This is a genomic window from Pseudoalteromonas sp. 10-33, assembly GCF_001469195.1.
In the GTDB taxonomy this organism is placed as follows: Bacteria; Pseudomonadota; Gammaproteobacteria; order Enterobacterales; family Alteromonadaceae; genus Pseudoalteromonas.
The window spans coordinates 71951-85351 of record NZ_LOFI01000006.1 but is presented as its reverse complement, the minus strand read 5'-3'; the positions used below and the strand labels follow the sequence as shown (position 1 = coordinate 85351).

7 protein-coding genes and 1 pseudogene are annotated in these 13401 nt (G+C 39.5%); 5 read left to right on the top strand and 3 right to left on the bottom strand.

Annotation, left to right across the window (positions count from 1 at the left end):
* Positions 1–555 precede the first annotated feature (555 nt).
* The 3 genes and pseudogenes from ATS76_RS18985 to ATS76_RS06390 all read right to left on the bottom strand — a co-directional run bounded on the left by ATS76_RS18985 (position 556) and on the right by ATS76_RS06390 (position 3275).
* Positions 556–801 (bottom strand): annotated as a pseudogene (locus ATS76_RS18985) (YfhL family 4Fe-4S dicluster ferredoxin).
* Between the two features lie 50 nt (positions 802–851).
* Entirely contained in the window at positions 852–2282 is a 1431-nt protein-coding gene (locus ATS76_RS06395; RefSeq protein WP_058551499.1) for a pectate lyase family protein, read from the bottom strand.
* Between the two features lie 234 nt (positions 2283–2516).
* On the bottom strand, positions 2517–3275 hold the full coding sequence (locus ATS76_RS06390; RefSeq protein ID WP_058551498.1) for a rhamnogalacturonan acetylesterase: 759 nt from the start codon (positions 3273–3275) through the stop codon (positions 2517–2519).
* A 558-nt stretch (positions 3276–3833) separates the two neighbouring features.
* Here ATS76_RS06390 and ATS76_RS06385 point away from each other — a divergent pair.
* From ATS76_RS06385 to ATS76_RS06365, 5 genes are all read left to right on the top strand, one after another.
* On the top strand, positions 3834–6854 hold the full coding sequence (locus tag ATS76_RS06385) for a TonB-dependent receptor (RefSeq protein WP_058551497.1): 3021 nt from the start codon (positions 3834–3836) through the stop codon (positions 6852–6854).
* A 263-nt stretch (positions 6855–7117) separates the two neighbouring features.
* On the top strand, positions 7118–8587 hold the full coding sequence (locus ATS76_RS06380; protein ID WP_058551496.1) for a glycoside hydrolase family 28 protein: 1470 nt from the start codon (positions 7118–7120) through the stop codon (positions 8585–8587).
* A gap of 34 nt (positions 8588–8621) precedes the next feature.
* On the top strand, positions 8622–9245 hold the full coding sequence (gene eda, locus ATS76_RS06375; RefSeq protein WP_058551495.1) for a bifunctional 4-hydroxy-2-oxoglutarate aldolase/2-dehydro-3-deoxy-phosphogluconate aldolase: 624 nt from the start codon (positions 8622–8624) through the stop codon (positions 9243–9245).
* An 84-nt stretch (positions 9246–9329) separates the two neighbouring features.
* On the top strand, positions 9330–10775 hold the full coding sequence (gene uxaC, locus ATS76_RS06370) for a glucuronate isomerase (protein ID WP_058551494.1): 1446 nt from the start codon (positions 9330–9332) through the stop codon (positions 10773–10775).
* A gap of 53 nt (positions 10776–10828) precedes the next feature.
* Positions 10829–13393 carry a glycoside hydrolase family 88 protein gene (locus ATS76_RS06365; protein ID WP_058551493.1) on the top strand — a complete coding sequence of 855 codons (2565 nt, stop codon included), beginning with the start codon at positions 10829–10831 and terminating at the stop codon, positions 13391–13393.
* Positions 13394–13401 lie beyond the last annotated feature (8 nt).

Below are 13401 nucleotides of genomic sequence, written 5' to 3'. Positions count from 1 at the left end.
ATTGAGACTCTAATTTGTTTGCCTCACTACCTAAGTAGCTTGGCTGTTAGAACTCAATCTGTACGAGTGCCCACACAGATGATTGCTTTATATTGTTAAAGAACGTTTGAGTTGCCTTAGCGACTCAAGGGAAGCGAATCTTACGCTTTCCTGTGTTTTTGTCAACACTTAATTTTAAACTTTATAAAAATCTAAACCTAAGTTTTACTCGACTCACTAAGTGGTTTGCTTGCCTCGCTAAGCGTTGCCTGCTCTGCCGTCTCAGTGGGGTCGCATTATAGGGATATTCGAATGATGGTCAACGTTTATTTCACGCTTATTCAAAAGAATTTGGTTTTAGTACAAAATACATACAAACCGCGGTTTGAGGGGGTATAGTTTGCATATAAAAAGACCTTTCAATCAGTTTATACAAAGGATGAGGTTATTTACTTTGAACTAATTTCACTTTTACGAAAATAATAACTTTGAGCTTCCTCATAAATATTCATCTTAAGCACTCACACAAACTGCCTTTATAAATAACTGTATGAGTGAAATTGTTAGGTACTATTACTAACCATTAATACGTATATATTTATCAGCTAACTCATCAATAGTTTCTCGGGAATTTGGATCTGGTTTTATGCAATCTATTGGACATACACTGATACAGGTTGGCTTTTCATAATGCCCTATACACTAGGTGCACCTTTCAGAATCTATCTGATAAATTTTAGTGTCCATATAAATTGCTTCATTTGGGCACTCTGGGTCGCACATATCACAGTTAATGCATTTACTATTTATGAATAAAGCCACTTTTTAATGAATAACATGATTTCACTCAATTTTGACAGTAGAGTAAGCCCCTAGTCAGCCGCTAAATAATTAAGGTACTCAGACAATGCCTGTTCAGGCGCAAAACTTATTCGCTTTTGTTTCGCGTCTTTTAACCAATTATCATCAATACCATCTTGGTTAGAATCAACAATGCTCGCAAAGCCCGCAAACTGCTTAGCGTACGCAGGCCAACTACCTATCAAATCAAATTCATGATCAATCAGACCATCTCCTTTAATAGGCACTGAGTCGGTTAATTGTTGATATACAAGGGCATCAACATTGTCGATAAATTTGCCATTGGCGTTACGAGTTGCACCAATTGATTGCAATTGGGTCGCATTAAGATAACTTTTTTCAGCAGTTAGGTAGTGTAAAGCAGGTTGCATAGTAGAGGTAATAATCAGTTTGTCACTTAACCAAATACTGTTTTGCTTACTCAACGTGCGCTTTGCTTTCTCAGCTTGTCGATAATTTACGCCAAGCCAATTTTTTGCACTGAGCTGAACATCACCTTCAATCACATTTCCAAATATATAAGCTTGATTTTCTTTTATTTGTGGCGAATACCAAATATCTGCAAACTGCATTCTTTTAGTTGCTTTACCCGGCTTATAATAATTATTAATTAAGTTAAAACGGCCATTTTCTGAGCCATAAACATTATTATGCCCCCAGTTAAAAATAATGTTATTAACAAGCTCCACAAACTCTTGCTGCTGCGGGTAAGGTGATTTAAGTCGATGGCCATTAATTCGAGGTGTGCGGCTTGCGTGATTCGCTATAATATTATTAATAAACGACGCGTTCGCTCCGCCCCAAATTCCGCCATAACCATGCTTACCTTTAGGGTGAATAGAGTCATTCAAACTATATGAAATTATTGAATTTTGCAGTGTGAAATTGCGGTTATTATAAAAGCTCGCCGTTTCATCTACAGACCAACTTAGTGAACAATGATCGATCATAACAGTGTTACTGTTTCTCACTGTTAATGAATCTTCGGCATAACCAAATGTGCCTAAACGAAAGCGCATAAAACGAATAATCACATTTTCACTGGATGACACCATTACCGGCGCACCAATAAGGGTCACTCCACCAGGAGATGTTTGCCCTGCAATGGTGATATTACCATGCAAAATTTTTAGCTCGTCTGTTAGCTTAATAACTCCAGAGACAGCAAATACAATAGTTCTCGGGTGTTTTTGCTCAATCGCATAGCGCAATGTGCCCTTTTTAGGATTATCTGCTTCATCATCTAAACTTGTTACTATATATAACTGCCCATCAACACCACCGGTTGCATATTTACCAAAGCCTTGCGCCGTCGGGAAGGCTATTTTTTGCTCTTTTGAAAGCGCATTAACCTTCGCTGATGAGCAAACTACAAGAATAAAAATTCCTATAAGCAATCCGATTAACTTTATATTACTATGACTCTTAGGCACTACCCGCATAACAACCCCTCGAATTATTTTTTTCAATTTAATTACTTAACCTGAACTCTGGTTAAGAGATGTACTAATGTATTGATATCAAATCACAAATATATTTATCCAGAGCTCAGGTTACTTATTAAACGTGTTGATATTAGGTGGGTGTTTTGGGTTAGTAAAAAACACAGCCTAATACTGTTTGGGTTAAAAATAGTATGTGTACTAAGGGTCGTTTCCCTTAGTTCGCAGGTGTATTTATTTTAAGTGTTTTGGATCTGGCACACGTAATTTATTAACCAAAGGATGATTTATTTTACGCATTTGCGCTAATACAAGCTGCGCCACTTCACGGGCACCTAATTCATTAAAGTGGGTATTATCATCTACACCTTTTGGATAGTTCGGATGAACATTGGCTTCAAGCTGCATATAGCGTAAGCACGAGTTTTCATCGCCCATTGCTTGAAAATACTCGCGAGTAACACTATCCATGTCAATAAAATCAACCTTCGTTTTGGCGGCCACATCACGCACTAAATCAGAGTAAATTGGGTGGGTCTGTTTAATATTACCGGCTTCATCAAAGTAGCGTCTGGTAACAGGTGTCATCAATAGCGGATGCGCTTTTTTAGCTCTGACTTGAGTAATAAAGTTCATTAAGTTTTCAGTGTATTGCTCAGGAGAAGTATAACGGTCTACTTTCTTTTTAGACTGATCATTATGGCCAAATTGAATTACCACGTAGTCGCCCTCTTTAAGCTCTGAAGTAATACTTTCCCATAAACCTTCACTAATGAAAGTGCGGGTACTACGGCCATTTTTCGCTCTGTTTATAACGGTTACCGACTCATCAAAAAATATACTAAAGGGCATACCCCAACCCGTTTCAGGAAAAGCTTTAACTTGTTTAATTGACATAGTGGAATCCCCTGCCATAAAAACGTTTATTTCATCCGTTGCTGCCATACCTGAGAAACTCACCATAAAAAGTATTGTTATTAGTAATTTAGCCATATTAATCGCTCTATAGTGTTGTAAAAAATAAGTTTAAAAATTTATTAGTTAGTGTGCTATTTAAACATAACACCACATGCCACCGGTGGCAATTACTTTCCAGTAATCACCACTTTGAATTAAATATAATTAATATAACAATAGGCAATGTTTAGAGATCACTATTTTGTAACTGACAGTAAAAGATAAATAAACTAACAAAAATATTTATTATTTTTTGGTTTAAACACTTCCGCCACCGGTGGCAAATTAATCAGTTAAATCATGATACTTACCAATCCAGGTTGCACCAAAGATGCACGTCAACAATATTTGAAATGTAAACTAAAGATGAATTTTGTTATTTTTTTAGTTTGACATAACACTGGAATCGATATAGCTTTCAATTTGTGCCACCGGTAGCAAAGGTTATCACTAATACTTTGCTATTTGTTTTCTCGTTGTTTTTCCTGTATTGGATTATGAGGCTTGGCACAGTGGATTCAACAAACTAGTACATGACAAATATATTTAATCCGTCATGTTAACTGATTAAAAATAACTAGATGTGGAACTAATATGACAACCAGCACACACAATTTTAAACTTAACAAGTTAATGACCAATCTAATACTCAGCGGCGCATTATCTAGCAGCGTGGTTTATGCAGCCCCCCAAGAAGAAACAGCGGCTGGAGAAATCGAAATCATTGAAGTTAAGGGTTACCGCGGCAGTATCAACGCAGCATTGATGTCAAAGCGTGAAGCTGTCGGAACGCGCGAAACTATTATCGCTGAAGATATTGGTAAATTTCCTGATTTAAACGTCGCTGATTCACTCTCTCGTGTGCCTGGTATCTCAATTGAAGAAGATGCTGGTGAAGGGCGTCAAATCACCATTCGAGGTCTTGGTTCTCGGTTTGTGAAAACAACAATTAACGGCATGGAGTCAGCTTCTGCAGGCGCTGCGACTGATGCTGCAGGTGGTTCAAACACCTCTCGCGCATTTGATTATAACGTTTTTGCGTCGGAATTATTTACTCAAATAGATATTGATAAAACTGTCTCAGCACAAAACGAAGATGGCGGTATTTCGGGTAATGTAAATCTACAAACTGCCCGCCCATTTCAATATGATGGCTTTAAAGGTTCTTACAGCGTGAATGCTCGCTATAATGATATTTCTGAAGAAACATCTCCACGCTTATCATTTATGCTCAGTAATAACTGGGACAACAAATTTGGCGTGCTAGCATCTGTAGCTTACAGTGATGGAACGGTACAAAGTGAAGGTTCATCTACAGTGCGTTGGACAGTCAACAATCCAAACTACCTCGACGGCGGCGATCCTGTTGGACAAGGAGGAAGCAATTACCTTACAGCTTCACCTAAAACTATTTTGTTAGAAAATGGCAATTACACTAGCGACAACTTAGATGGGCTTTATTTACCACGTATTCCCCGTTATTCAATATTCTCAAAAGACCAAAAACGTGTTGGAGCTACACTTGCATTCCAATATGCTCCTACTGATAACTTATCGTTAAACTTAGACATCCTTCATGCTGAGTTAGATACAACAATGGATGAATATCAATATTCTGTACTATTAAGAGACCAAAAGAACATCGTACCCGAAAATATTCATATTGATTCAAATAACACAATCGTTGCCGGTGCATTCTCAAATGCAATTATCCGTTCTGAAGCACGCCAAGATGTTTCTGAATCAAAATTTGATCAAGTCAGTTTCACAGGCGACTGGTATATTTCTGATCGTTTAAAAATGAACTTTTTAGTCGGTAAAGGAAAATCTGATTTAAATGTACCCCATCTTCGAACCTTTGCATTAGATTCGGCTGGTTCGACAGTCGCTTACAGTTATGATGATAATATTGATCCTCTGAGTTTAATAAATAACCCAGGTGGTGAAGCTATCGGCAGTGGACAACTCACAACAGCTATGCCTTCTTTCGCATTTGCAGCAGGGCAAGCAGCAGGCGGGGCCTACACTAAAGAGCAGCTACAAAACACCATGGTTAATGCGGATAACTATTCGGCAGGTTTAACTCGTAATCGTGCACAAACAGTAGAGAGTGAAAACTCTAGCATCAAAATTGATTTTACTTATGAGCTTACTGACCAATATACGGTAAAATTTGGTTTAGGACAAAGAAGCTTTGAGACTGAACAGCATGACTACCGCAATTCTTGGAAAAATCTAGATATTGAAAACAATAAAACCAGTGGTAAGAGTGCAGAAACACAAGTCGTTGATTTAGACGCTGATGCAATCAAGGGAAGCTTATTTGCAACCACTTTAGATAACACAGGTGTACAATTTGGTAATAACGCAAATGTGCCTGCTACCTCCACATTATTTGGTTCAACATGGCTTGCTCCAGATTATAATTCAATGATGAGTGCTTTTTCGAATGAAGCATTTTTTGAAGCAAAAGAAGAGTTTAAACGGGCTTACTATATAAAAGAAGAAGTCAATACGGCATATGTACAAGTTGATTTTAGAAATGATATTTTTGACTCGGAATTAAGAGGTAATATTGGCTTACGCTACGTTGATAATAAAAATACAAGCAAAATTGTAAACCTTGATCACATCTACAAAGATGGTTACACAGCAGGTCGTGGTGATGGTGCAAATTTTTCCGCAGGATATGGGTGGCGTGAGTCTGTTAGTACAGGTGATGAGTGGCTCCCTTCTTTAAATTTGGCCTATGATTTAACAGAAGATCTCGTTGGTCGCTTTAGTTATTCTCATGCAATCACACGCCCTAAATTATCCGATTTACGATCATCAATAAGTGTAAATACGCCTGATGAGCAAGACCCAACTGCAACAATTAAACGCGGTGCAGGCCCATCACTTAAGCCTTACAAAGCAAAACAATATGACGTTGGACTAGAGTGGTACTTTGCTGAAGAATCACTTATTGCAACCTCAGTATTCTTTAAAAATATTACGGGGATATCTTCTGACAGTAGTGATGAAGTACTAAACCAAGCGGAGCTAGATCGATTAGGTATAGATATCGGTGATATGAACCCTGAAGATATAACTTGGACTGTTACTCAACTTGAAAATACTGAAGCTGAAGACATGTGGGGAGCTGAGTTTATTTACCAACAACCATTCAGTTTTTTACCTGAGCCATTTAATAATTTTGGCGTACAAGCTAACTACACTTATATAGATTACACCCGTGATATTGAAGACCCATTTTATGGTAACAAGCTCACTTTAGGGGAAGAAGAAACATCAAAAAACACTTACAACTTAACACTATATTATGAAGTAGAAGATTGGTCAGCTCGTTTCTCATATAACCACCGTGGCGGTTATAACAAGCAATATTTAAACGAGTATAAAGATGAATCTACGTTTGTACGTGGTTATGATTCTAAGTCAAAACTTAACTTTTCAGCTCGTTACAAGCTTAGTGAGAGCATGAGCTTGTCATTTGAAGCAGTAAACTTAACTGATGAAAAACAAGATATGTGGAATGATATTTACTCCCCTCGTCCTTATCAAAACTTGTCTTCAGGTCGTCAGTTCTTAATGGGCATCAGAGGAACTTTTTAAATAATCAATTAGATATTAAAAATATCCCATAGCCTATTTTAGGCTATGGGTAATGTTGAAGCTCTGCCCTTGTTGAACCGGTGGTTGCCACCGATTATTTTTATCCAGAGTTAAGGTTAGTTATTAATAACAAAGACTTTTTTATAAAATCCATCCATAAAAAACTCTCAATTTAAATACCCAAAACTTATTGCCACCGGTGGCAATAGCTGCTAATGTTAAGCTATCATAATAATCTAAACATACAATAGCAGGACACAAAAATGGATAGTCATCGTAGGTACTTTTTAAAAGCATTGGCTTCTAGCACTGTGGTGAGTGCAACGCTAATCGGATGTAAATCAGCGCCAATGGCGAGCGCTTTTGATTCTCCTGTCAATGTTGATGATTGGCAAATGGCCGATCTCATTAAAAACAATATCAAGGTGCCTACCTTTGCCAACAAAGTATTTAACATTAATGATTTTGGCGCTCAAGGAAACGGTACATTCGATTGTACCCAATCAATAAAAAGCGCAATACAAGCTTGCCACGCACAAGGAGGTGGTCAAGTGTTCGTGCCCAACGGTACTTTTTTAACCGGGGCCATTCACTTACTTTCAAATGTTAATTTACACCTTGATGACGATGCTATTCTAAGCTTTAGCACTGACCCCAAAGACTATTTACCAGAAGTATTTACCCGCTGGGAAGGTCTTGAAATGATGGGCTACTCACCACTTATTTATGCCTATGGTCAACAAAACATAGCAATTACTGGTAAAGGAACCTTGCAAGGTAACGCTAATGACACAACATGGTGGCCATGGAAAGGCCCCCACAAAGAAAAACATTGGGAGCTACTTTACACAGACAGTGGCAAATTAATGGATCAAAAGCCAGCACGTAAGCAATTAATGGTTGATGCAGAAAATGGCCTTCCTGTAGCACAAAGGCGCTACGGTGAAGGTGCCTATTTACGCCCACCTTTTATCCAACCATATCGCTGTAACAATGTATTAATTGAAGGTATTACCATTAAAAACTCACCATTTTGGTTAGTTAACCCAGTGCTATGCAATAGCGTGACCGTGTCTGACGTTACTTTTTCAAGCCATGGACCAAACTCTGATGGCTGCGATCCAGAAAGTTGTAATCACGTGCATATTAAAGATTGTGTGTTTGACACAGGTGATGATTGTATCGCTATTAAGTCAGGGCGTAATGCCGATGGCCGCCGAGTTAATGTGGCCTCGCAAAATATAGTTATCGAAAACTGTCACATGAAAGAAGGCCACGGTGGCGTTGTGGTTGGCAGTGAAATCTCTGGCGGCGTCAATAATGTATTCGTTCAAAATTGTACGATGGATAGCCCTTATTTAGAACGCGCTGTACGAATAAAAACAAACTCAGTGCGTGGTGGTTTAATCGAGCATATTAGAGTGCGTAACGTTAAAGTAGGCACAGTGAAAAATGCCGTGGTTATCAACTTTTTCTATGAAGAAGGTGATGCAGGTAAATTTGATCCTATCGTACGTGATATTCGCATCGAAAATTTACACTGTGAAAACGTGCTAAGTAAAGCGTTTTACCTAAATGGCTTTGAACGTGCGCCCATTAACGATATACATTTTGTTGACTGTCATTTCGATAAAACAGGTGAACAGTCAATAGTGCAAAATGTTAACAATATGACTCTCGATAACGTTACGCTTAATGCAAAACCGCTCACCATTGAACAGCTTAAAGGTTGAGCAATGAAGATAATAAAACAACAGGAATAACAGCATGAAGACATTTTCATCGTTATTAGGCACGCAGCCTATTTTACCGATAATACAAGCCGCTTCAGCACAGCAAGGTGTAGCAATTGCTAGCGCAATGCACAAAGCCGGTATTCATTTAGTTGAGGTCGTATTGCGCACACCAGCCTCATTGGATGCGCTAGTCGCGATTAAACAAGCTTTGCCAGACCTTTCAGTGGGTGCAGGCACAATTACTGACAGTAGCTTATTAGCACAAAGTATTGAAGCCGGTAGCGATTTTATCGTTACCCCTGCAGTTTCGCCTAATTTGTTAGCTGAACTTGCTAAATGCCCTGTTCCTGTGGTGCCTGGCGTATCAAACACCGCGGATATTTTACTGGCAAAAGAGTACGGTTTTACTGAGCAAAAGCTGTTCCCTGCCTCATTATGTGGTGGCGATAAATTTTTGCAAGCGGTTGCGAGCGTATTCCCTGATATAGGCTTTTGCCCCACAGGGGGAGTTAATAGCGATAATTATATGAACTATTTAGCCCTTAAAAACGTGCTTGCTGTAGGTGGTACATGGGTTGCGCAACCACAGTGGATAGCCGCTAACGAATTGGACAAAATAACCCAAGCTTGTCAGCAAGTTCTCGCGCATAAATAAACATTAACTTTAAATAGCTGTTCGCAGCCAATAAACTACACTCAAAACTGCCACCGGTGGCAGAAGGGTAACAAAGGAATTTTCATGTCAGATAACTTTGAACCGTTAGCATTACACCCAGATCGTTTGTTTTCAAGCGATCCTGCGGTTGTTGCCATAGCCCGTAAACTTTATGAATCAATTAAAGATTTACCCATTATTAGTCCTCATGGTCATACTGATCCAAGTTGGTTTAATGAAAACAAAAACTTTGGCAATGCAACAGAGCTATTTATCAAGCCCGATCACTATGTATTTAGAATGCTTTATAGCCAAGGTATTCCAATGACAGATTTAGGTGTGCCTGAACACGGCCTAGAAGGTGATATGGCGCGCGCTAAAGCGGCTGATCCGCGCAAAGTATGGCAAATCTTTGCTGACAACTATCACCTTTATGCCGGTACACCTAGTGGTTATTGGTTAGATGCTGTATTTAGCGATGTATTTGGTTTCACCCAAAAGCTTTGCTCAGACAATGCCATTGAGTACTACGAAAAAATTACCGCAGCACTGGCAACCCCTGAGTTTACACCTCGCGCGTTAATGGATCGCTTTAATATTGAGCTAATTGCAACCACTGAAGGCGCATTAGATCAGCTCCCTCATCACCGCGCTATTGCTGGCGATAACATAGCAAAGAGAGTTATTACCACATTTAGGCCTGATGATGTGGTTGATGCTAGTCGCGAAGACTTTATCGACAATGTTGCAAAACTAGGTGAATTAACCGGTGAAGACACATCAACATGGCAAGGTTACTTAAATGCAATTCAAGCACGTCGTGATTACTTTCGTAAAGAAGGTCGCGCAACCGCCACCGATCACGGTCACCCAACGGCATTAACAGCAGATTTATCTGTTGCTGAATGTGAAGCTTTATTTGAAAAATGCCTCAGCGGGAATTCATCAGAGCAAGAGCAAGAATTATTCCGTGGCCAAATGCTCACTGAGCTTGCAGGTATGAGTATTAAAGACGGCTTAGTAATGCAAATTCACCCAGGGGCTCATCGTAATCATAATAAAGCGGTATTTGATCAATTTGGCCGTGATAAAGGGTGTGATATTCCAAGCCAAACAGAGTACGTTAACGCACTAAAACCGCTATTAAGTAAATATGGCAATCATCCAGATTTAAAAATTATTTTATTTACGCTAGATGAAACAACGTACAGTCGTGAACTTGCGCCACTTGCAGGTCACTACCCAAGCTTGAAATTAGGGCCAGCATGGTGGTTTCATGATAGCCCTGCAGGTATGCTTCGTTTTCGTCAGCAAACAACTGAGACAGCAGGCTTTTATAATACTGTTGGGTTTAATGATGACACCCGTGCATTTTTATCAATTCCAGCACGACACGATGTTGCAAGACGAGTGGATTGCCGCTATTTAGCTGAACTTGTTGCTAATCATCAGATCAGCGAAAGTAGCGCACAAACATTAGCCTATCAATTAACATATGGGCTGGTGAAAAAAGCCTACAACCTTGGTTAAGAAAAATACTAAAGCCACATTACCCGTGTAATGTGGCTAACAGGAAGCACACAATGACAACAAAACTATCTCAGCTATCAAAAGCCATGTTTATGGGCAGTGTGATCACCAGTTGCATAATTTTATCAGGGTGCCAAGAGCAGCCACAAAAACCAACGGCAAAAACCAATCAAAACACTAAAAAAAATGCTGTATCAAGCCCGCTTGCAACGGTAGAAATAAGCAACCCATCAACATTTGTCAGATCTGACGAACCGATTTATATCAGCTATGCCGATTTAGGACTTGATATAGCCAAACCCATACAAATCAAAACAGCTCAAAAAACACTCGCCACGCAGGCTGTGGATATTGATACTGATGGACAAATGGACGGTATATATTTTGTTGTCGATTTAGCCAGTGCCGCAACTGTTAACCTCGTAATAGATGAATTAATCGCAGCGCCTAAAAGCACGCAAACAAAACGCGTACAAGCAGACTTAGCACATAAAGTTAATGGTCAATGGCAGCCTCACTCACGTCCACCAAAGCATCAAATTAATGCAGGTAAAAAAGAATATGTGGGCGGTGAGTTTAAAAATGTACAAACACTCACCCCACCTGATTACTATACCGATCACTCAAATTGGATCCGTTACGAAGGACCAGGCATTGAATCAGATAAAGTCGGTTACCGCTTTTACTTAGATTGGCGCAATGGCTTCGATATTTTTGGTAAATTAACACCTGAGCCAGTATTGCACAACGTTGGTTTAGATGGTTACAGCTCCTATCATGATAGGCAAGATTGGGGCATGGATATTTTAAAAGTCGGCGGCTCTTTAGGTGCTGGCGGTTTTGGTGTGATGGACAACAACAATGAGCTTGAACATGTCACTGATGTGGCTAAACGTACAGCCACAATTAAAGCGAATGGCGATTTACGCGCCACCGTGCAAATTAACTACCAAGATTGGCAAAATAGCCGTAATACCCAAGATTTAACCGCCAATATTTCAATGCACGCAGGCTCTGAGCTTGCTCATGTTGAACTTTCACTCACTCAAGACTTACCTAATTTTGTCGCAGGTCTGGTAAAACATGATGATACCCAATTCATTGAAGGCGATTTGAGTAATTTAAGTAATTATGGCTACAGTTATATTGCCAGCTGGGGTAATCAAAGCTTAGATAAATCACCTTTAGGTATAGCTATTTTTTTTAAAAAAGGTGATTTAATAGAGATACGTCAAGACGATAAAAATTACCTTGCGGTATTAAAACCTAAAGGGCGCAAAAACGAGCAAAAAGTAAACTATTACTTTGCATCTATTTGGCAGCCGCAAAGCGGCATCAACGACAAAGCGGCGTTTACGCAATACCTCGAGCAACAAGCCGAAAAGCTCACCCTTACTCCGCGAGTCCGAATTAAAACACGCTTTACGAATAAACAACTTGATGGCGAGCTCACGGCAGAAAAAGCCTTAAAATGGACAAAAGCACTTGCCGACTCAGAACTTGACAGAAAAGCACTGGGCTACGAGTACACAGGCTGGGATGTAAATCGTAAGCGTAAACCTAAATTTGAATACGACATTATTGGTGTGCAGCCTTATGCTTTTGCACAACTTGGGCAATTGACTAATGAAAGTAAATATAATGACGTTGTTGATGTTGTTGTGAGCAGTTTTATTTCGCCAGAAGGTGAAATAAAAAGGTATAAAAAAAGCAACTTTAACATCGATAATATACCTCCAGGGCGCAACCTTATTGATTTATACCAACGCACAGATGAAAAAAAATACTTAACTGCAATCAACGCCCTTCGCGAACAACTTAAAGATCAACCAAGAACGTCCAACGGCGCATTTTGGCACAAAAAGAAATACCAAGGCCAAGTTTGGCTAGATGGTGTTTACATGGGAATGCCTTTCTTAGCGAAGTATGGCGTGCAATTTGAGCAAGGCCACCAGCAGCAAGAAACCCTTGATGAAGTCGTCAACGAATTTAAACTGACTCGTGAATTCTTAAAAGATGAAAGCACAGGTCTTTATTATCATGGTTGGGATGAACTTAAAAAACAAAGCTGGGCTGACACTAACACCGGTTTATCACAGCAGTTTTGGGCACGTGGTATGGGCTGGTTAGCAATGGCTGTGGTTGATGTGCTTGACTATATTCCTGAGCAAAATACAGAGCAGCGTGAGTTTTTGCTCGGTATGGTTGAGGAAGTAGCACAGAGTCTAGCAAAAGTGCAAGATTCAGACACAGGAACCTGGTGGCAAGTAATGGATAAACCACATCAAGTCGGTAACTATCGTGAGTCATCAGCCAGTGCTATGTTTGTCTACTTTTTTGCTAAGGCACTTAACCAAGGCTACTTGTCAGATGATTATTTAACAGTGACAAAAAACGCCTACAATGGCTTATTGAATGAGTTTATTTTAGTTCACCCAGATTCAAGCGTATCTATGCTAAATCAGTGCTATGTTGCTGGCCTAGGTTTTGGCCGCGATGGCAGCTACCGCTATTATATGAGTGAGCCAATTGTGCGTAATGATCCAAAAGGTAATTCGCCATTTATTTTAGCGGGTGTTGAAATGGTTAAATTATTAACAACCACTGAGCAACACTAAAACTAAAT